Consider the following 21320-nt stretch of genomic DNA (forward strand, 5'->3'; position numbering starts at 1 on the left):
ACATGTGTGCGCGAAATCTCGTCTCCGAGCACACCAAGGAGCGCCAAAACTCTAATAAAAACAAGGCACTTCATAGACGTCCGCATCCATTGCGCTGACTTCGGACTGCGACATGGCGTTGCGAACACCTGTCCTTGCTTCCGGTCGAAGCGCGCATGCAAAAACAAGACGCGTCACTACCGGACCCCGACTACCTGACGGCCGCTGCGCCGCCCCCGATCGAACGACTTGCGCGCGTGACCCGCGCCATTTGGCGTTCGCCAACGTTTTACGTGACGATCTATGCGATCGTCTGGGCGTTCGTGAGCACGTCACTCGACCCAACGGTGCCTTTCGACGCCGTCGAGGCCTTCAACTGGGCACGTAACGCCGAATGGGGAACGCCGAAAAATCCGTGGCTGGTCGGGTTTTCGATGTGGCCGGCGCTTGGGCTCGACGGCGAGGCAATGTCGATCTATTGGTATGTCTCGCATTTCGCTGCCGTCGCTATCGGTATGCTGGGCGTGTGGCATCTGGCGCAACGCCTCTCGGGGGATCGCCGCCTCGCCTGGCTTGCCATGCTCAGCCTGCACCTGTCGGGCGCAATCAACATCGACATCCTCCCGTATAACGACAACTACCTGCTGGTCATGCTCTGGCCGTGGATGCTGTGGCTTTTCGTCCGCAGCTTGCTCGACTCGCCGAGATTCTGGCCGGCGTTTGCCGTGGTCGCCGGATTGGCGGCCATGACGAAGTACTCAACGTTTGCACTGCTTGGCGTCATGTTCGTCGTGTCCGTCTGGACGCCGCACGCGCGACGTCACTACCGCCATCCGGCTTTCCTGCTGGGGCTGGCGATCTTCGTCGCCATGACCGTACCCAACGCCGTGTGGCTTGCCCATCATGACTTTGCCGCGTTTCGCTGGGTAGACGATCAGATCCATACGCGATTGAACGCTCGTGCGCTTTACGCCGCACTCACGTCCTTCTACCCCATTGCGGCGCTGGCGCTCGTACTGCGCGTTGCCGGTGTTCGATTTGCGCGACCGGCGGCGGATGCGCGGATCGTTGCCTGCGTTCTGTTACTGCCGCTCATCCCGATCCTGTCGTACTTCACCTTGCATAACGGCGGACGCATCTCGGAGTGGCTCCAACCGTTCGCCGTGCCGCTGCCTGCCGTATTGGTGGCATGCGTGCAACCGGCCACGGCTTGCCGTTCATGGCGCATTGCACGCTGGCTGGTCGCCGCCGGACTCCTGGTACTCGCCGGATACATCGTGTTTCTGAGCACCAATCTTCGCAACGCAGGACAGAAATTCAGCGGCATCAAGGTGGCGAGCATCGAACTGGAACAGCGTTGGCAAGCGCGCTATGGCACCCCCTTGCGCTATGTCGGTCACGATCACCTTGCCACCTGGCTGACGTTCTACGCCCCGGGCGAGCCTCGCCTGCTCATGCGATGGTCGGTGCAACATCGTCCCAACATCTACACCCGCGATATCGACGAAGCGGACGTGCGCGCGCGCGGTGCTCTCCTGCTCGGCCGTCCTGGGGAATCGTGCCGGCGCACCAGCTTCGCACGGACCTTGACGCAATGGCCAACGCTCACGATCGACGCTAGTGAAACCGTGCCGTTCTCGTATCACGGCGGCACCTCGGCCATGCCGCTTTGTGTGGCGTACATAGCACCGCGATCGTGAATATCTAAAGCACAAACGCTTCGTTGCCCGCTGCGCACCCGCACGGATAATCCGTCGAATCGGGCCAATATGTCCAATACAGCCAGTGCCAACGGGGTAACGCTCATGAAACCTCTCGATCCTCTCTCGCGTCGTCGTTTCCTTGCGGTGCTGGGCGCCAGCGCCGCGACGCTCGCCCTTCCGGCGCGTGCCGCCTACGAAGCCGGCAAGTTCCGCATCGGTTATCAGAAGGCCGCGAGCACGCTGGTGCTCGCCAAGGCCAACGGTTCGCTCGAAGCCCGCCTGCGCCCGCTCGGCGTCGAAGTGACATGGGCGGAATTTGCCGCCGGCCCGCAATTGCTCGAAGGGTTGAACGTGGGCGCCATCGACTTCGGTTACGTTGGCGAAGCGCCCCCCGTTTTCGCACAGGCGGCCGGTGCCGATTTCGTCTACAGCGCCTACGAAATTCCGACGCCACTGGCCGAAGGTGTCGTTGTCGCCAACACGTCGCCCATCAAGACCGTTGCCGACCTGAAGCGCCGCAAGGTGGCGTTCAACAAAGGTTCCGACGTGCACTGGTTCCTCGTTGCCCTGCTGCGCAAGCACGGCCTGGACTTCGGTGACATCGATCCGGTCTACCTCGCGCCGGCCGACGCACGCGCCGCCCTCGAACGCGGCTCGGTCGACGCCTGGGCCATCTGGGACCCATTCCTTTCCGCCGTGCTGGATCAGAGCCCGGTGCGCCTGTTGGCCAACGCCGAAGGGGCCGCCGACCATCACCAGTTCTTCCTCAGCCAGCGCACGTTTGCCTCGAAGCGGCCTGACGTCGTCAAGGCGACGCTCGAATCGCTCGGCGAGACAGGACAGCAGATTCGCGCGGACTATGCCGGCGCCGCCGCGAAGCTCGCACCAATTCAGGGACTCGACGCCAAGATCATCGAAAAAGGGCTTCGCCACTATGCCCACCGCTACCAGCCGGTCTCCGAAACTGTGTTGGCTGCGCAACAGCGTATTGCCGACACGTTCCTCCAGCTCAAGCTGATTCCACGCCCCATCCGCGTAGCTGACGCGACACTGCCCCATCCGGTCGGCTAATTCGCTCGCCCCGTCTTCCCGCGCCCCCGGCTTTTCATCCTTGGCAAAGCCACCTCGAATGTGACAGAATTCGCAACTCAGTTGCATTGCAATTGAGTTGCACTTTAATGTCCATGCTGCCCGCCCCGTCGCGCGGCATGCCGTCACGTTTGCGTTTCGTTGTTCCCGCATCCCCTTCGGCTCATGCTTCGTCGCTGGCTTCCGCTCTGGCTCGTTCTCTGCGTTCTGATTTCGCAGACCGCACTGGCACGCCATGTCGCATTTCACATGGCAGCGGCACTTGCGGCGAGCGCATCGACGAATTCAGCAGGCCAACACCGCCAACATGACGAGGACCAGGACAGCAGCGGCGTGTGCGAGCAGTGCCTCGCGTTTATCGCCGTCGATGTGGCGCTGCCCACGCTGCCCGTCATTGCCACACTTGCCGAGGTGCGCCGTTGGCACTTCCCATCGCGCACACCGGTACGCATGCGTTCCGTCTCGCGCGGCCCCACACGCAATCGCGATCCTCCTTGCCGCTCGGCGTCGTTCGTCTGAATCAGAACATTCGCCATCGCCGGGAGCGGTGCGCCCGCAAACGCGCGCACGCTGCCGAGCGCATGGCATCCACACGTAACGCACATTGAGGATCGGCATGGTTGCCCGCTCTAATCTCTCGCGCTTCGGCGCGCTTGGCCGTCACGCGCTCGCTGCTGCTGCGGCGTCGGCGGTTGCCGTCAACGTTTATGCACAAACCGCTGCGCCGCCCGGCGGCAGCGCAGCCGCAGCGACCCCGGACGACGCCAACGTTTCGCTCTCCGGCACGACCGTTTCGGCCAAACGTCTCGACGCCGCGCGCAACGCGCTCTCGCCCGATACCGGCAGTTCCGTCTACAACTTCGATCAGTCCGATATCCAGACGCTGCCGCTCGGCGCCAACACCCCTCTCAATCAGGTGCTTCTGCAAGCGCCGGGGGTGGTGCAGGATTCCTATGGGCAGTTGCATGTCAGAGGGGATCACGCAAACCTGCAGTACCGCATTGACGGCGTGATCATTCCAGAAGCCATCAGCGGTTTCGGGCAGGCGATCGATGCGCGCATCGCGTCGCAGATCAATCTGATTACCGGCGCCCTTCCGGCGCAATTCGGGTATCGCACCGCGGGAATTGTCGATATCCATACCAAAGGCTCGCCCGGTCTGGCGGACGACACCGGCGAACCCCCCAAAGCTTTTGGCGGCGAAGTTGGCGTGGTGTTCGGCAGCCACGCCGACCGCGAGGTCAACACGCAGTTATACGGCACCAAAGGGGCGCTGAGCTATTACTTCAGCGCGCGAGTGTCGGCCAACGATCTCGGCATCGAAAACCCGACGGGGGACCGTAACGCGATTCACGACCACACGAATCAGACAAACGCGTTCGGCATGATGTCGTATCTGCTCAATGCCGATAATCGTGTCTCGTTCATGTTCGGCACGGCCAACAATCGCTTCCAGATCCCGAACCTGCCGGGTGTCGCGCCGGCCTTTTCGCTCGATAACGGCTCGATTCCCGATTCGTCGAGCCTCAACGCGAACCAGCAGGAACGCACGGAGTTTCAGGTGCTGTCGTGGCAGAGCCATCTCTCGCCGAAGCTCGACACGCAACTCTCGCTATTTCACCGCACGAGCCGGGTCGACTACACGCCCGACCCGATTGGCGATCTCGTCTACAACGGTGTGGCGGCCAACATCACCCGGCGCAATGAAGCCTACGGCGTGCAGTCCGACAGCAGCTACAAGCTCACGGATCGCCACACGCTGCGCTTCGGTCTGTTCGTGCAGCAGGAGCACTTCAGCGTAGACAACACATCGAGCGTGTTCCCCGCGGTGGACGGCCAGCAAACCAGCGGCACGCCGATCAGCATCGTAGACAATGCCAGCGATCGCGGCACCACGTACGGACTGTATCTTCAGGATGAATGGAAGGCGACGGAGCGCCTGACGATCAACTATGGTGCGCGCTACGACCACGTCAATACCGTCACGGATGAGGGCCAACTCTCGCCAAGACTGGGCCTCACCTACGACCTGACGAGCCGCACCCGCGTGCACGCTGGCTACGCACGCTACTTCACGCCGCCCGCGACGGAGAAGATCGATACCACCTCGGTTGCGAAATTCCTCAACACGACCAACGCCCTGCCGTCTGACGCCAACACCGCCGTGCGCGCCGAGCGATCCGACTATTTCGATCTGGGCGTCTCTCATCAACTGACGTCGTCGATCACCGTGGGCCTCGATGCGTACTACCGCAACGTGCGCCATCTTCAGGACGAAGGGCAATTTGGCAACGCGCTGATCTACTCGACCTTCAACTACGACAAAGGCCGCATCTATGGCGTAGAAGGCACGGTCAACTATCGTCAGGGCAATGTCGGCGCCTATCTGAATGTGGCAGTCTCACGCGCCATGGGTCAGGGTATCGAGACCGGGCAATTCAACTTCGATGACGACGAGTTGGCGTACATCAATAACCACTGGGTGCATCTGGACCACGACCAGCAGGTGACGGCGTCGGCGGGTGTGTCCTACCAATGGGGCCAGACACTGCTCTCCGCCGATGCTCTTTTCGGCTCGGGTCTGCGCAGCGGCTTCGCCAACAGCGAACATCTGCCTGCGTACTACCAGGTCAACCTCGGTGTGGGGCAGAAGATCAACGTGCCGGGGCTTGGCCGCTTCGACGCGAAATTCTCGATCATCAACCTGTTCGACCGCGTCTACGAACTGCGCGACGGCACCGGCATCGGTGTCGGCGCACCGCAGTTCGGCCCGCGCCGCACGTTCTATCTCGCCATGTCCAAACCCTTCTGACGAAAAACGTGCCCGCCCGGCTGCCGGGCGGGCGCGGACGAATGCCATGTGCAGCTCAGGCGTCTTTCGCAGGACGCTTGCGGCGCATGGGTGTCGATACGCCGAGCGCGTCTTCCAGAAATGCCATGAGCGCCTGAAGGCGTGCCGTGCGTCCCCGCCTTGTCGGCACCAGCAACGTGACCGGCGCACTGTCGAACGCCCAATCCGCCAGCACTCGCACCAGCTTGCCGGCGGCCACAGCCTCGCGAGTGTCCCACTCGGAACGCAGTACCAATCCCAGCCCCTGCTCGGCCCATTCGCGCGCCACGCTGCCGTCATTGCTCGTATAAGCGGGAACGACGCGAACGCTGTCGCGCGTCGACGACCGCCGGGGCGCGGCAGCGTTCGATTTCGCAGCCCGCCGGAATCGCCACAATGTCACGTCCTCGTCGTTCTCGCGAATGCAGATACAGCGATGCCGCAGCAACTCTCCCGGTGTCGCCGGTATTCCGTGTTGCTTCAGGTACGCCGGGCTGGCGCATAGCCACCGTTCGTTGGGCGCAAGCGCACGCGCGATCCACGACGAATCCCTGACCGCGCCAACGTGGATGACCGCATCGGAATCGTGCTTGTCCGGCCAGGGGGTCTCCCGCAAATCCAGTTGCAGACGTAATTCGGGATGAAGTTGCGCGAACCGCGCCAGCGCCGGGGCCACGTGATGGCGACCGTAGCCGAAGGGCGCCGCAATCCGCAGCGTGCCGGTCAGACGCTTGTCTTCGCGGCGGAACGCTTCGGGCAGCGCATCGAGCTGGGCGAGCAACGCCGAGCCCTCTCGCGCCAGACGCTCGCCTTCGGCCGTGAGGCTCAACTGGCGCGATGTGCGCGTGGCCAGCGCCAGTCCGAGAGTCGCTTCGAGCTTTCGCAGCCGTGCAGACAGCGCGGGCGGCGTTACGTTGAGCATGCGCGCCGCAGCACTCAGCGACGCCGACTGCGCCAGCGCCTCGATCAGACGCAGGTCTTCGATCTGGATCATTAACCTGAGCTTAATGTTTGATGTTGCGTCATTTAACCACGACGCCCCCTATCCTTCCTACACTGCGTTCTGTGGCGACTGCCCTTCGCCGTCTTGCCGATCATTCCCTCACGACAACAGAGGCCCCATGTCCGACGCGTCTCCGACTTCTCGCACTTTGCCCACTTCTCCTACGCATGACGCCGCCTGGCCGCGTGCCGTGCTTTTCGATCTGCTCACCGCGCTGCTCGACTCGTGGACCGTATGGAACCGCGCCGCGGGTAGCGAGACTGCCGGGCGCACCTGGCGTGCCGAGTATCTGCGGCGCACCTACGGTTGCGGCGCTTACGTGAGCTACGAGCAACTCGTGCGCGAAGCCGCGGCGCATGTCGGCTTGCCTCCCTCGGCACCGCAAGCACTCGAAGCCGAATGGCTGACGTTGCCCGCGTGGGATGGGGCACGCGAACTGCTTCAATCGCTGCGTGCACACTGCAAGCTCGCTGTCGTCACCAACTGTTCGAAAACGCTCGGGCATCAGGCAGCGGCCTTGCTCGGTGTCGACTGGGACGTGGTAGTGACGTCGGAAGAAGCCGGTTTCTACAAACCCGATCCGCGTCCGTACCGGCTCGCGCTCGACCGGCTGGGCGTAGCGGCTAGCGACGCTGCATTTGTCGCGGGCTCAGGCTACGACCTCTTCGGCACGTCGGCCGTGGGGATGCGCACGTTCTGGCACAACCGCGTTGGCCTTGCACGCCCCGACGGCGCGCCAGCGCCCGACAGGGAAGCCCCCACGCTCGAACCGGCGCTCGCCTGGCTTCGCGACTTTCACAAGACTGCCTGAACACTGACGCCATGACATCGATACAGAACGTTCCGCTGGCTTCATTACAGGCGCTGGAAACGCCCGCTGCCTTGATCGACGTGCCGCGTATGCAGCACAACATTCACCGCATGCAGTCGCGTATGAATGCACTGGGTGTGCGCTTTCGCCCTCACGTCAAAACCAGTAAATGCGTGGAAGTCGTCCGCGCCCAGATCGACGCGGGGGCGACAGGCATCACTGTCTCGACGCTCAAGGAAGCAGCGCGCTTCTTCGACGACGGTGTCACAGACATCCTCTACGCGGTCGGCATGGTTGCCAGCAAGCTTCCGGCGGCGCTCGCGTTGCGCCGTCGCGGCTGCGATCTGAAAATCGTCACGGACAGCGTGGCTTCGGCACAAGCCATCGTGGCCTTCGGCGCAGAATTCGGCGAGACGTTCGAGGTGTTGATCGAGATCGATACCGACGGGCATCGTTCGGGCATCCGCCCCGAAGAAGATGCACTGCTCGATGTCGCACGCGTGCTTCGCGAGGGCGGCGCGATACTGGGCGGGGTCATGACGCACGCGGGCTCCAGCTACGACTTCGACACGCCCGAAGCGCTCGAGGCCGTTGCGGAGCAGGAACGCGCCGGTTGCGTGCGAGCGGCCACGCGGTTGCGCGATGCCGGTTTTCCGTGCCCCGTGGTCAGCGTGGGCTCAACGCCGACAGCGCTCGCCGCCAGGCAGCTCGACGGCGTGAGCGAAGTGCGCGCGGGCGTGTATGTGTTCTTCGATCTTGTCATGCATAACGTGGGCGTTTGCACGACCGGCGAGTTGGCGTTGAGTGTGCTCACCACGGTGATCGGCCATCAGGCGGACAAAGGCTGGGCCATCGTCGATGCCGGCTGGATGGCCATGAGCCGTGACCGGGGTACGCAGAAACAGAAACACGATTTTGGCTATGGGCAGGTTTGTCGCATCGACGGCAGCGTCGTGCCGGGCTACACACTCAGTGGCGCCAATCAGGAGCACGGCATTCTGTCGCGCGACGGCGCGCCCGACACCGACATCGTGGCGCGCTTCCCTATCGGTACGCTGTTGCGCATCATGCCGAATCACGCCTGCGCGACCGGGGCGCAATTCCCCGAGTACCACGCCATTGCGCCGGACCGGGATCCGGCCGTCTGGCCGCGACTGCACGGCTGGTGATGCCCCGAGGCGATCCCCGGTTAACGTCCGGCGCGCCGCCTGCCACTCACTGCTGGGGCAACGGGACGATGCCCTCCTGCGCCATCAGCGTCAGGTTGCCCCCCATGCGCGGGTCCTGGAACGGACCCGCCGCGTGCATGGCGTCGAAGCGCATGGGATCGGGCGAGCGCAGACGATAGAACTCGACCCATCCGCTCGACGCCTTGGGCGTCGCCGTCTCCTGCACCGCACCCGACTGCGTATTGAACCATGACGGATCGCGATAGCCGTCTGCCACGCGCGCAGCGAGCCGCTCCAGCGCCCCTTGCCGGTAGGTGTACCAGTCCTCGCCTTGCAAACGCGCCATTTCCGCCATGAGCACCAGCGGTGCCGTCGCGTAATCGTGGTAGTGAAGCGCAAGCCGCTTGCGCGACATTTCCATCGGCAAACGGCCATCGGGCTCGATCGCGTCGATGCCGGCGCGATAGATGCCTTGCGCCGTGTTGAGCAAGGTATCGTCGCGCGTGGCAACTGCCGTCGCCATGATGCCCACGCCCGTCCAGTAGTAGTGGTTGTTGCGCTTGTGCTTCGGGTTGTCCCAATACGCGAGATTCGCTGCCGACAGACGCTTGAGCCATGTCTCGATGTCGGTGCGCTGTTGCTCGCTCGCCAGCGCCTGCGTACGCAAATAGGCCATGGCCGCTGCGCCGTGGGTCCATTGCCGCATGTAGTCGGACTGATCGTTGTTCACATGCGCCATGCGGCCCAGCATGGCGCCGCTTCGGGCCCACGCGTCGAGCCATGTCAGCGCGCATCGTCCGGCCGCTTCGTCGGCGCCCTTCGCGTAAGCGTCGGCGAACTTCGCAACGTGAGCGGCGAAGGCGTTGAGCGGTTTGACGGCGGCGTCGTTCTGCGTCTTCAGGCGCGGGTCGATCACGGAACGCGCAGCGTCGGTGTAGTACCCGATCGCGCGAATGTCGGGACTGCCCGGCGGTGGCGCGGGGCAGTCGTTCTGCGCCGCGAAGGCGTTGATGTGAAGCAGCATGGCAACCGACCCTGCTAGCGAGAGTGACTGGAATCTCATCGATCGACGTCCCATTTTCCTTATCCTTGCGCCGCTTGCGTCAACATCCATTCTCGGAACTGCCGCAATGCGGTGCGTTGTTGCAGCCGCTCTCGCGGATAACACAGGTAATGCCCGTGATGCGGCACATCGACACCGGCACTCACCGGCTCGACGAGGCGGCCTGCCGTCACCGCCTCGCGCGCGAGAAACGCAGGCACCAGACCGACGCCCATGCCCGCTTCCGCCGCTTGCAGCAACACCGAGTACTGCTCGAAACGCGGTTCCGGTCGCTGCGCATGCGTCGCCACGCCGTAACGATCGGCCCACGTACCCCAAACATCTTCGGCCTGGTTGTGCACCAGCCTAGGCGCCCGGGCAACGTCCTCCACATGGTGGAGCGGATAGCGCGCCAGGAACGATGGCGCACACACCGGCATGAACCAGCGGCCGTCCACATAGTCGCTTACCACCCCCTCCCAGGTGCCGTCGCCGTAGCGGATGGCGGCGTCGAGCGTGAAGGGAAACGCGTCGCCATGCGACAAATGACGGCTAAAGCTCAACGTCACGCCCGGGGTACTTGCCAGAAAGGCAGGCAAGCGCGGAATCAGCCACTTGGTGGTGAAGGTGGGCACGCTGGCAATCGTCAGCAAATCGCTGTCTCCTCGCGACGTCATCAATTCGAGCGAGGCGTTACCGATCTCGCGAAGCGGCTCGGCCACGCGCTCATGATAGCGGCGCCCGGCGTCGGTGAGGGTAAGGTTGCGACCCTCGCGCACAAAGAGCGGCGTGCCCACGAGGCCCTCCAACGCTGCAATCTGGCGGCTCACGGCGCTAGGCGTCAGTCCCAGTTCACGGGCTGCACGAGAGAAATTCAAGTGTCTCGCGGCACTGGTGAACGCGAGCAATTCGGCGACGTTGGGATAGCAATGGCGCATGGCAGACGTAAGGCGGGCGTGGGTTTGCTTGACTTGGCAGCCGCTCGCGCGGACTCGCCAACTGTTCCGTTTTCGCACAGAACGATGCCCGATTCATGTGTTTTCTTCATGACGGTGACATCTCGGAACACGACACTGACGACCAATGTTGATTCGGCTGTCAGCCCTCCCCCGCAAGGGATCGCGAGACATTCGGATCCGCCCGGAGATTTTGTTACCGTACGCCGTTCAGGTTTCCCCGATGTCAGACTTCCACGCCGACCGCCTTGCCCCAACTGTGCCGCACCGGCACAGCGCAGCCCCTGCCGAGGCAAGTGTGACGCAGCATCCGCCACGGCGCGCGCGCACCGGCGCACTGGTCTGGGCCGTGCGAATCGTGGCGGCCCTCTTCCTTGTCTACCTCTGCCTGCCAGTGCTGTTGCTGCTAATCGGCGCGTTCGGCCAGACGTGGACCAATACCGTGCTGCCGGTGGGCATCACCAGCCGTTGGTTCGCTGAGCTCGCCGGCGATCCGTCGTTTCGCCGTGCGTTCTCCACCAGCCTCATCGTCGCGCTGAGCTGCTGCACGATCACCGCCGCCGTAGGCCTGCCGCTCGCCTACACGCTGCATCATCGCGCCCGTTACGGACGCGGCGCCGTCGCCCGGTGGGTAACGCTGATGCCGGTGGCCGTGCCCGCACTGACGCTCGGCTTCGGCTATATCGCGGTGTTCAGCGGCGACACGCTGCCGTGGTTGGGCTCGCTCCCGCTGCTCGTGCTGGCGCACACGGTGCTTACGCTGCCGTATCTCACGCAAACCCTGCTCGCCGACTTGCGCCATCTCGACATCGTCAGGCTCGAGGATTGCGCCGCCACGCTGGGTGCCTCGCCCTGGCGTCAGTTCGCGACTGTTGCCGTGCCGAACCTTACGCACAGTCTGGTCGCCGGGCTCGTGATGGTCGCGGCGTTGTCCATCGGCGAGTTCCAGATTTCCAATCTCATTGCGGGCTTCCGCTATCGCAACTATCCGGTGGTGTTGCTGCAAGCGTTCTACGGTGCCACCGGCTTTGCCTGTGCCGCCACCGTGGTGCTGCTGGTGCTCGCCCTCGCCGCGACCGGACTGTCGATCGTTGCCGCTTCCCGCCAGAAGGTCACTTCATGAGTCTCACACTTGAAAACGTCAGCTTCCGTTACGCCGGTGCGGCGCAAGGGCTCGACGATGTCAGCCTGCAAGTCCGTCAGGGAGAATTGCTGGCGGTCATGGGCCGCAGCGGTTCGGGTAAGTCGACGGTGCTGCGACTGGTTGCCGGACTCCTCGACGGCTACCGGGGTCGTATCGCCATTGGTGGCGAAGATGTCGGTGGTGTGCCCGTGTGGCGCCGTCACGTCGGCATGGTGTTTCAACAGTACGCGCTGTTCCCTCACCTGAGCGTTGCCGAGAACGTGGCCTACGGGCTTCGCATGCGCGGCGTGAACACGGCCGAGCGCCGGCGCGCAGCGCTCGACATGCTGAAGCGGGTCGGGCTGGCCGATTTCGCCTCGCGCCGTCCCGCCTCGCTCTCGGGTGGTCAGCAGCAACGGGTGGCGCTTGCACGGGCACTCGCCGTCTCGCCGCGCGTGCTGCTGCTCGACGAACCGCTCGCTGCGCTCGACGCCGGTATCCGTCAGCAGTTGCGCGACGAAATCCGCGCGTTGCAACAAGCCAGCGGCGCCACAACCCTCATCGTCACGCACGATCGCGACGAGGCGCTGAGTCTGGCCGATCGCGTGGCCGTGATCGATAACGGACGCCTGTTGCAGATCGATACGCCGCAGCGTCTGTACGACGCCCCTGCCTGCGTCACCGTGGCGAGCTTCACCGGCCTGTCGACGGTGCTGCCTGCTCGCGTGACACGAGCGGGCATGGTCGATGTCGGCTTTGCCGAGTTGCACGTGCATACCGGTGCGTGGGGGCCGGGGAGCGCCGTCTCGCTGCTCGTGCGCCCGGAACATATTCAGTGCGACCCACCGGTGGCGACCGTCAACCGGCTGCATGGCAGCCCCGGTGCGGTGCGCTTCTTCGGCGCCACGTGCCGCTTCGATTTCCTGCCACATGGCGCGACAACGCCGCTGCTCGGCGAGAGCCGCACGCCGGCCACCACGGCGATCGCACTGGACCCCGCACATCTGCGCGTGCTGCCCGCAGCCATTGCCCAATAACGAATGCGCAATCCACCGAATTCCTTACCCCGTGCCCCTGATGGAGCTATTTCGATGATTCACCCTGCCTCTCCCCTGCGCTCGCGTGCGGCATTGCCGTCGCTGACCACGCTCGCCGTCTCGTTCGCGCTGCTTGCCGGCACGGCAGGCGCGGCATTCGCCCAGACCGGCGCGGCCGCACCGCTTTACCCTGGCGAAGCCGATCTGTACGCCAAGGCCGCCGAGGAAGGTCTGGTGGTGTCGTTCGATACCGGCCCGGAGTGGGCTAACTGGAAGGCGTTGTTCGCCGAGTTCCGCAAGCGCTATCCGAAGGTCGAGATTACGTACAACGACATCGGCTCGGCCGCGACCGTGGTCGCTCTCGACAAATCGCGCCGCCGTCCGCAAGCCGACACGGCCTACTACTTCGCTGGCTCGGCGCTCGATGCAGTGCAGAAGGATGTCGTTGCGCCGTTCAAGCCGATCAATTTCGACACGCTGCCAAAGGTCTTCCGCGATAACGACGGCCGCTGGTTCACGATCCACTCGCTCAATATCGCGTTCCTCGTGAACACGAAGCTCGTCAAGCATGTGCCGCAGTCGTGGGCCGATCTGCTCAAGCCCGAGTACAAGAACGCGGTGGTCTATCTGGACCCGCGCTCGACCGGTCAGGGTCAGGTTGCCGTGTTCGCCGCCGCCTACGCCTTCGGCGGCAGTGTCGACAATCCGAAGCCGGGTGCCGATTTCTTCGGCAAGCTGCGCGACGCGGGCAACGTGATGCGTGTGGAAGGCACTACGCCGTACGCCAAGTTCGTCAAAGGCGAGATTCCGATTCTCATCGGCTACGAAAACGACGGCCTGAAGGCGAAATACAGCGATGGCATGGGCGAGGCTGCACAGGTCGTGATTCCGAAGGAAGCCAGCGTGTCGGCGCCGTATGCGATCAGTCTCGTCAAGAACGGCCCGAACCCGGACGCCGCCAAGCTCTGGCTGAACCTCATCATGAGCCCGGTCGGTCAGGCGTTATTCGCTCAAGGTTATGTGCGCCCGGCGGTGCCCGGCGTGCCGCTCACGGCAGAGATGCGCGCACGCATGCCCGACGCCCCGCAAGTCCACCCGCTCGACGTGGTTCGCGCTGCGGCGCAGAAGGCGGAAGTCGATCGCCTTTGGTCGGCGGCCGCGCTCGCCAAGTGAGACCGCGCATCATGACGCCCTTGCGCATCCATCCTGCGGAGCCGGTCGGGTCGAACGCGACGCAGCGCGCGAAAGCGGCGCATGCACCGCGCGGCTGGGTACGCCGCTTCGGCGCCCTGCCCGCCGCGCTGGTGCTCGCGATCGGCTTCGGGCTGCCGCTCGCCGCGCTGATCGTCGCGGCGTTCGAGGGGCATGGCGAGGCTTTTATCGCCATTGCGCTCGACCCGCTGGTGTGCAGTGCCTTCGTCAACTCGCTGGTGCTCGCGGCTGGTGCGGGCACTGCGTCGCTGATGGTGGGCTCGCTCATTGCCGTAACGCTGGCCCGCCAGAGTGTGCGCCGTCGCCGCGTCTGGCTCGCCGCGATGGGCGTGCCGCTGGCTTTCTCGGGCCTTGTGATCGCCTACGGCTTCATTCTCGCGTTCGGGCGCTCGGGGTTCGTGACACTCACGCTCGCCTCGCTCGGCGCCGATCCGGTTCGTGTCGGTGCGCTGATCTACACCGCGCCGGGATTGATCGCCGCTTACGCGTATTACCTGATCCCCCGCGTGGCGCTCATGGTCTATCCGGCGATTGCCAATCTGGATCGCCGTCCGATCGAAGCCGCCCTTACGCTGGGCGCAACGCCGCTGCGTGCCTTACTCGACGTGGCGCTACGCGAACTGTGGCCGACGCTGGCTGCCGCATGGTGTCTCGTCACCGCCATTGCCATGGGGACTTACGGCACGGCGCTCGCGTTGGCCGGTACCCAGATCAACATCCTGCCGTTGCTCATGTTCCTGAAGATGTCGGACGGGCAAACGGATTTCCCACAGGCCGCTGCGCTGTCGCTCGTCTTGATGGCGGTATGCAGCGGTGTGCTCGCTCTCGGAGAGTGTCTTGTACGGCGTCATCCTCAATGAGTGGTCGGCCTCGGCCCGCCACGCCCTCGCGCAACTGACCGCCCGGCAGACCGGCGCGGCGCGTCACGTGATGCCCGTCGGCCTGATTGGTCCGCGCGACGCCTCCCCCGCGCAGCTTTACGCGGCGCAGTGCATCGGCGAAGCCCTCGCTGCCGCCGGTATCGCGCTGGTGTGCGGCGGCAAGGGCGGCGTGATGGAGGCGGCGTCGGCGGGCGCAGCATCGGCCGGCGGCATCGTGATCGGCCTGTTGCCCGAGGATCATGCCGCCGACGCCAACCCGCACCTGAGCGTGGCACTGCCCACCGGGCTCGGCATCACGCGCAACGCCCTCATCGCGCGGGCGTCGGTGTGTCTCGTAGCCGTCGGCGGCGGGCTCGGCACGCTCTCGGAAATCGCGTTGGGCCTGCAATGGCGCAAACCGGTCTTTACTGTCCTCGACGCCCCGGCCGTGCCGGGGGCCGAGAACTTCGACGATATCGACGCCCTGGTCGTGGCTGTCGCCACCTGGCTGAGCGTCACCGGACTTCCCGGAGGTGATCCCCTCCGGTAAGCCAGACCGGCAGTCTCCGTATTCCCGACCCACACCGGGGGAACTGCCGGTGCGTTCTCGTGATGCTCCTGTCACATATATTTAGGATTACTAATATTATGAAACGTATTCTTCTCGCAGCACTCGGTCTTGGCGGTATGACCGGTTATCTGGTTCCGGTCCATGCGCAAAGCAACGTGACCCTGTATGGCATTGTCGACGCCGGCGTGGGTTATACGAGCGGCCAGCGCACGGCCAACAGTAAAGGTGGCGTTGGCGCACCGATCAACTACACCAACGGCTCGAACTGGGGTTTCGCGAGCGGTACGTGGTCGGGCGACCGTTGGGGCCTGAAGGGCTCGGAAGATCTGGGCGGTGGCAACGCGGCCATCTTCCAGCTTGAGAACGGCTTCAATATCGGCAACGGCACGATGGGCCAGGGCAGCCGCCTGTTTGGCCGCCAGGCGTGGATGGGGCTGCAAAGCGCCACGTTGGGCAAGCTCACGTTCGGCCGTCAATACGACCCGATCGTCGACTACGTCGGCCCGATCAGTGCCGGCACGTTCGTGACCGGCATGGGCGCACACCCGGGCGATATCGACAATCAGGATAACCAGGCGCGCGTGAACAACTCGGTGAAATGGGCAAGCCCCGTGTACGGCGGCTTCCAGTTCGGCGCCATCTATGGCTTCGGCGGTCAGCCGGGCAGTGTCAAGAATCAGAACACCTGGGGGGTCGGAGGGCAATACGCCAGCGGCCCGATCGCGTTCGGCGTGGGTTACCTGCAAGCGACCAACGCCTACGGCACCTCGACGAGCACGTGGAGCGGCTCGTATGACGGCACGTTCGCCTCGTCGATCAACGAAGGCTTTGCTTCGGCCGCCAGCCAGCGCATCTTCTCCGCTGCCGGTTCCTACACGTTCGGCGCCACGCAAGTCGGAATTCAGTACGGCAACGTGCACTACACGCCGGGCGCACTGTCGACGTTTGCCAGCGGCTTCACGTTCAACTCCATCGGCACGTCCGTGGCGTACCAGTTGACTCCGGCCCTGCGTCTGGCCGCTGCGTACAACTTTACGCAAGGCAGCGATGTGAAGGGGACGGGCGGCCCGAAGTACCACACGTTTAACCTTGCCACGTACTACGCGCTGTCCAAGCGTACGTCGCTGTACGGTCTGGTCGGCTATCAGAAGGCGTCGGGCAGCACGCTCGACACGTTCGGCAATGTGGTTTCCGCCACCGCGTCGGTCGGCGACGTAGGCAATGGCATCTCGTCGGCCACCGCCACCCAGACGATTTTCCGCATGGGCATCCGCCAGACGTTCTGATGCGCTGAGCGCGTGACACCTCATGCAGGACGGTCCCCTGCCGCCCCACGGCGGGGGACTTGAGTACTCCCGGGGACTTCGCGAGAACCGGATCGACGCGCAACGTTGTGGACAGGGTGTGGCGTTGCATGGCGGACCGGCTCACCCTTAGGCACGCTTTCGCACATCCCTCGCACGGTCTGGCCTCAAGCCGTGTCGTGCGCAAGCGTGCCTCTTTTTTCTCGTCTCCGGCAGACGATTGGCTTATCCTTCAGGCTTTCCCACCCGCATGTCCGTGACCGGAGAGCCCAACAAGGTGCCACGTCAAACCGCCCAGCCGACTGTCGAAACGCTCAACGAACAAGGGCCGGCGCCCCGCTACCTGCAGCTCAAGCAGTTCATCTGCCGTCAGATCGACAGTGGCGCCTGGCCGCCGCACCACCGCGTGCCATCGGAAAACGAACTCGTCGAGTTATCGGGCGTGAGCCGCATGACGGTCAACCGCGCGCTGCGCGAACTCACTGCGGAAGGCCGGCTCGTTCGCATGCAGGGCGTAGGTACGTTCGTCGCAGAACCGAAATCGCACTCCCCGCTGCTGGCTGTCAACAACATCGCCGACGAGATTGCCGAACACGGGCATCGGCATCGCGCCGACGTGAAACTGCTGCGTGCAGAACTTGCGGGCCCCGAACGCGCACTTGCCATGGGCCTGCAGGAGCGTGAGACGTTGTTCCACTCGGTGATCGTCCACTATCAGGACAACGTGCCGGTGCAGATCGAAGATCGTTTCGTCAATCCGGCTCTTGCACCGAATTACCTCGAACAGGACTTCACCAAGATCACGCCCAACGTCTATCTGCAACGTCACTCGCCGCTCACTTCGGGCGAGCACGTTGTCGAGGCCGTAACGGCCACGCCGGAAGAAGCCCAGATGTTGCAGATCCCGCGCACTGAGCCGTGCCTGCTCATCCGGCGTCGCACGTGGTCGGGCAAGCGCATTGTCTCCGTCGCCCGCCTGCTGCACCCCGGCTCACGTCACCGGCTCGAAGGGCGCTTCGGCGAAGTCGAGTAAGCCGCGCCCGGTCGGTTACGCCGGCGCTCGATTCTCCCGCCAGTCCATTCCTCTGCCCTCTAAAACGCTTTGCCCATCGGGCAAGGTGCGTGAAAACCCTAGTTCCCGATTACTTGTATATACAATACTGTACAAGCCATCATTTGCTCCGAACTAGAGGAATACGCTGTGAGCCAACCTACCCGATATCGCGACGTCACGATCCGCGCCCCGCGCGGCACTCAGCTCAATGCCCGTAGCTGGCTCACCGAAGCCCCGCTGCGCATGTTGATGAACAATCTCGACCCGGACGTCGCCGAGAATCCGAACGCCCTCGTCGTGTACGGCGGCATTGGGCGCGCCGCACGCAATTGGGAGTGCTACGACAAGATCGTCGAAACGCTCAAAACGCTGGGCGACGACGAAACGCTGCTCGTGCAATCGGGCAAGCCGGTCGGTGTTTTCAAGACCCACGCCGACGCGCCGCGTGTGCTTATCGCCAACTCGAATCTGGTGCCGCACTGGGCCACCTGGGAACACTTCAACGAACTCGACGCCAAAGGGCTCGCCATGTACGGCCAGATGACCGCCGGTTCATGGATTTACATCGGCAGCCAGGGGATCGTGCAAGGCACGTACGAGACGTTCGTGGAAGCCGGCCGCCAGCACTACGGCGGCAATCTGAAGGGACGCTGGGTGCTGACCGCAGGTCTCGGCGGCATGGGTGGCGCGCAGCCGCTGGCCGCCACGCTGGCCGGGGCTTGCTCGCTGAACATCGAGTGCCAGCAGACCAGCATCGACTTCCGCCTGCGCACGCGCTATGTCGACGAGCAAGCGAAGGATCTCGACGACGCTCTCGCGCGCATTGCCAGATACACGGCCGCCGGTCAGGCCACATCCATTGCGCTGTGCGGCAATGCCGCCGAAATTCTGCCGGAACTGGTGCGCCGCGGCGTGCGACCGGACATGGTTACCGACCAGACCAGCGCGCACGATCCGCTTAACGGCTATCTGCCGATCGGGTGGACCTGGGACGAGTACCGCGAACGCGCCCGTTCGAAGCCGGCCGAGGTCGTCAAGGCGGCCAAACAGTCGATGGCCGTGCACGTCAGGGCCATGCTCGACTTCAAGGCAATGGGCGTGCCGACGTTCGACTACGGCAACAATATCCGGCAAATGGCCAAGGAAGAAGGTGTCGAAAACGCGTTCGACTTCCCCGGCTTCGTGCCCGCCTACATTCGCCCGCTGTTCTGCCGTGGCGTGGGGCCGTTCCGCTGGGCTGCGCTCTCGGGCGATCCGCAAGACATTTACAAGACGGATGCCAAGGTCAAGGAACTGATTCCGGACGATGCTCACCTGCACCGCTGGCTCGACATGGCGCGTGAGCGCATTAGCTTCCAGGGGCTGCCTGCGCGCATCTGCTGGGTCGGTCTGGGACTGCGCGCGAAGCTCGGACTGGCGTTCAACGAAATGGTACGCTCGGGAGAACTTTCGGCACCGGTCGTGATCGGCCGCGACCATCTGGACTCGGGTTCGGTCGCCAGCCCCAATCGCGAAACGGAAGCCATGCGCGACGGCTCCGATGCCGTCTCCGACTGGCCGCTGCTCAATGCCCTGCTGAACACGGCGAGCGGCGCCACCTGGGTCTCGCTGCATCACGGCGGTGGCGTCGGCATGGGCTTCTCACAGCACTCCGGCGTGGTGATCGTGTGCGACGGCACCGACGCCGCCGCCGCGCGCATCGCCCGGGTGCTGAACAACGATCCGGCCACCGGCGTCATGCGCCATGCCGATGCCGGTTACGACATCGCCGTCGAATGCGCACGCGAACACGGCCTGAACCTGCCCATGCTGGGCACCGCGAAATAAGTCAGACACCCAATACGCAAGACACCCCCGAATATGTCGAATCAAGGAAATCCGTCCATGGCAACACTATTTGTGACGCCCGGCACGCTCACGCTGGCACAACTGCGCGACGTCTACCAGAACCCGACCACCCTCACGCTCGACGAAACGGCCTACGCCGCCATCGACAAGAGCGTGGCCTGCGTGGAGAACATTGTGGCCGAGGGCCGCACGGCCTATGGCATCAATACCGGTTTCGGCCTGCTTGCCACGACACGCATCGCTCATGAGGATCTCGAAAATCTCCAGCGCTCGCTGGTGCTGTCGCACGCAGCGGGTGTCGGCGCGCCGCTCGACGACGCGCTGGTGCGCCTCATCATGGTGCTCAAGATCAATAGTCTGGCGCGCGGCTTCTCGGGCATTCGCCGCAAGGTGATCGACGCACTCGTTGCGCTGGTGAACGCCGAGGTTTATCCGCGCATTCCGCTCAAGGGTTCGGTCGGCGCGTCGGGCGACCTCGCCCCGCTCGCGCACATGTCGCTGCTGTTGCTGGGCGAAGGCGAAGCCCGCTATCGCGGTCAGTGGATGAGCGCGCGCGAAGCCCTCGCCGTGGCCGGCCTCGAACCGCTCACGCTCGCCGCCAAAGAAGGGCTGGCGTTGCTCAATGGCACACAAGTGTCAACGGCCTACGCGTTGCGCGGTCTCTTCGAAGCGGAAGACATGTTCGCGGCCGCCAGTGTGTGTGGTGCGTTGACCGTGGAGGCCATGCTCGGCTCGCGCGCCCCGTTCGACGCCCGCATTCATGCAGCACGCGGCCAGCGTGGCCAGATCGACGCGGCTGCGCTCTATCGTCATCTGCTTGGCGAGACGAGCGAAGTCGGGCAGTCGCATGCGAATTGCGAAAAGGTGCAAGACCCCTATTCGCTGCGTTGTCAGCCGCAGGTCATGGGCGCGTGTCTCACGCAGATCCGTCAGGCAGCCGAGGTCCTGGCGGTCGAAGCGAATGCTGTGTCGGATAACCCGCTCGTGTTCTGGGAACAGGGCGACGTGATCTCTGGCGGCAACTTCCACGCGGAGCCGGTCGCAATGGCCGCCGACAATCTTGCGCTGGCGATTGCCGAAATCGGCGCGCTGAGCGAGCGTCGCATTTCGCTGATGATGGACAAGCATATGTCGCAGTTGCCCGCGTTTCTGGTGGCCAACGGCGGCGTGAACTCCGGTTTCATGATCGCGCAGGTGACGGCCGCAGCGCTGGCCTCCGACAATAAAGCCTTGGCACATCCGGCGAGCGTTGATAGTCTCCCGACCTCGGCCAACCAGGAAGACCACGTGTCGATGGCGCCCAATGCCGGGAAGCGGCTTTGGGAGATGGCCGATAACGTGAAAGGCATCATCGCCATCGAATGGCTCAGCGCCTGTCAGGGGCTGGACTTCCGCGAGGGTGTCAAGTCGACGCCGGTGCTCGAGCGTGCCCGCGCGTTGCTGCGTCAGGCGGTTCCGTTTTACGATAAGGATCGCTATTTCGCGCCCGATATCGAGGGCGCAAGCGCGTTGATCGCGCAACGGCAACTGAGCACGCTGGTGCCTTCCGGTACGTTGCCGAGCGTTTGAGTCACGTTTGATTTCCGCCCGGCCGGGGCGAAACGAACAGTGATTCGCGCTCCGGCCCGTGGCGTACCGGGTTGCCCTCTCGTCCGGCGAACCGTTGGTGCGGCTTGCCCGACCACCGGCCGTACAACCCGAACCTTCTTGCCGCTCGCTTGCGCGGGCT

18 protein-coding genes are annotated in these 21320 nt (G+C 64.2%); 15 read left to right on the top strand and 3 right to left on the bottom strand.

The window, feature by feature from the left end; all coding sequences use genetic code 11:
* Positions 1–155 precede the first annotated feature (155 nt).
* The 4 genes from AT395_RS13565 (at position 156) to AT395_RS13580 (ending at position 5583) form a co-directional block, all read left to right on the top strand.
* Entirely contained in the window at positions 156–1679 is a 1524-nt protein-coding gene (locus AT395_RS13565) for a glycosyltransferase family 39 protein (RefSeq protein WP_082164841.1), read from the top strand.
* A 105-nt stretch (positions 1680–1784) separates the two neighbouring features.
* Entirely contained in the window at positions 1785–2753 is a 969-nt protein-coding gene (locus AT395_RS13570; RefSeq protein ID WP_048629611.1) for an aliphatic sulfonate ABC transporter substrate-binding protein, read from the top strand.
* A gap of 267 nt (positions 2754–3020) precedes the next feature.
* On the top strand, positions 3021–3290 hold the full coding sequence (locus AT395_RS13575; protein WP_124988602.1) for a hypothetical protein: 270 nt from the start codon (positions 3021–3023) through the stop codon (positions 3288–3290).
* Positions 3291–3387: 97 nt separating this feature from the next.
* Positions 3388–5583, top strand: a complete 2196-nt coding sequence (locus tag AT395_RS13580) for a TonB-dependent receptor (protein ID WP_048629493.1) — start codon at positions 3388–3390, stop codon at positions 5581–5583.
* A 55-nt stretch (positions 5584–5638) separates the two neighbouring features.
* On the opposite strand, the gene AT395_RS13585 is transcribed toward AT395_RS13580, so the two are convergent.
* Complete coding sequence (locus tag AT395_RS13585) at positions 5639–6595, bottom strand: LysR substrate-binding domain-containing protein (protein ID WP_048629494.1); 957 nt, start codon at positions 6593–6595, stop codon at positions 5639–5641.
* Positions 6596–6722: 127 nt separating this feature from the next.
* Between AT395_RS13585 and AT395_RS13590 the strand changes: the two genes are divergently transcribed.
* The gene (locus AT395_RS13590; protein WP_048629495.1) at positions 6723–7415 is read left to right on the top strand and encodes an HAD family hydrolase; all 693 of its coding nucleotides are present in this window, start codon (positions 6723–6725) and stop codon (positions 7413–7415) included.
* 11 nt (positions 7416–7426) lie between these two features.
* Positions 7427–8584: a DSD1 family PLP-dependent enzyme gene (locus AT395_RS13595; protein WP_048629496.1), complete on the top strand. Its 1158-nt coding sequence runs from the start codon at positions 7427–7429 to the stop codon at positions 8582–8584.
* A 46-nt stretch (positions 8585–8630) separates the two neighbouring features.
* Here AT395_RS13595 and AT395_RS13600 read toward each other — a convergent pair whose 3' ends face one another.
* Together AT395_RS13600 and AT395_RS13605 are read right to left on the bottom strand one after the other, a co-directional pair.
* On the bottom strand, positions 8631–9608 hold the full coding sequence (locus tag AT395_RS13600; protein ID WP_094069006.1) for an alginate lyase family protein: 978 nt from the start codon (positions 9606–9608) through the stop codon (positions 8631–8633).
* 59 nt (positions 9609–9667) lie between these two features.
* Positions 9668–10564 (bottom strand): LysR substrate-binding domain-containing protein, encoded by an 897-nt coding sequence (locus tag AT395_RS13605; RefSeq protein WP_048629498.1) that lies wholly within the window; start codon positions 10562–10564, stop codon positions 9668–9670.
* Between the two features lie 241 nt (positions 10565–10805).
* On the opposite strand from AT395_RS13605, the gene AT395_RS13610 reads away from it, so the two are divergent.
* The 9 genes from AT395_RS13610 (at position 10806) to hutH (ending at position 21160) form a co-directional block, all read left to right on the top strand.
* A complete protein-coding gene (locus AT395_RS13610) occupies positions 10806–11705 on the top strand; it encodes an ABC transporter permease (protein ID WP_082164842.1) in 900 nt (299 codons plus the stop codon).
* The gene (locus AT395_RS13615; protein WP_048629500.1) at positions 11702–12742 is read left to right on the top strand and encodes an ABC transporter ATP-binding protein; all 1041 of its coding nucleotides are present in this window, start codon (positions 11702–11704) and stop codon (positions 12740–12742) included. The genes AT395_RS13610 and AT395_RS13615 overlap by 4 nt, the downstream gene beginning before the upstream one ends.
* Before the next feature lie 54 nt (positions 12743–12796).
* Complete coding sequence (locus tag AT395_RS13620) at positions 12797–13915, top strand: extracellular solute-binding protein (protein ID WP_082118041.1); 1119 nt, start codon at positions 12797–12799, stop codon at positions 13913–13915.
* A gap of 11 nt (positions 13916–13926) precedes the next feature.
* Positions 13927–14814: an ABC transporter permease gene (locus tag AT395_RS13625; RefSeq protein WP_082164860.1), complete on the top strand. Its 888-nt coding sequence runs from the start codon at positions 13927–13929 to the stop codon at positions 14812–14814.
* A 70-nt stretch (positions 14815–14884) separates the two neighbouring features.
* Positions 14885–15364, top strand: a complete 480-nt coding sequence (locus tag AT395_RS13630) for a TIGR00725 family protein (protein WP_107337588.1) — start codon at positions 14885–14887, stop codon at positions 15362–15364.
* Between the two features lie 98 nt (positions 15365–15462).
* Positions 15463–16671 (top strand): porin, encoded by a 1209-nt coding sequence (locus AT395_RS13635; protein WP_048629502.1) that lies wholly within the window; start codon positions 15463–15465, stop codon positions 16669–16671.
* Between the two features lie 295 nt (positions 16672–16966).
* Positions 16967–17722: a histidine utilization repressor gene (gene hutC / locus AT395_RS13640; RefSeq protein WP_042116002.1), complete on the top strand. Its 756-nt coding sequence runs from the start codon at positions 16967–16969 to the stop codon at positions 17720–17722.
* 168 nt (positions 17723–17890) lie between these two features.
* On the top strand, positions 17891–19570 hold the full coding sequence (gene hutU / locus AT395_RS13645; RefSeq protein ID WP_042116003.1) for a urocanate hydratase: 1680 nt from the start codon (positions 17891–17893) through the stop codon (positions 19568–19570).
* 33 nt (positions 19571–19603) lie between these two features.
* Positions 19604–21160: a histidine ammonia-lyase gene (hutH, locus tag AT395_RS13650; RefSeq protein ID WP_376738372.1), complete on the top strand. Its 1557-nt coding sequence runs from the start codon at positions 19604–19606 to the stop codon at positions 21158–21160.
* The last annotated feature ends 160 nt before the right edge of the window (positions 21161–21320 follow it).

This window comes from Pandoraea apista, from assembly GCF_001465595.2.
In the GTDB taxonomy this organism is placed as follows: domain Bacteria; phylum Pseudomonadota; class Gammaproteobacteria; order Burkholderiales; family Burkholderiaceae; genus Pandoraea; species Pandoraea apista.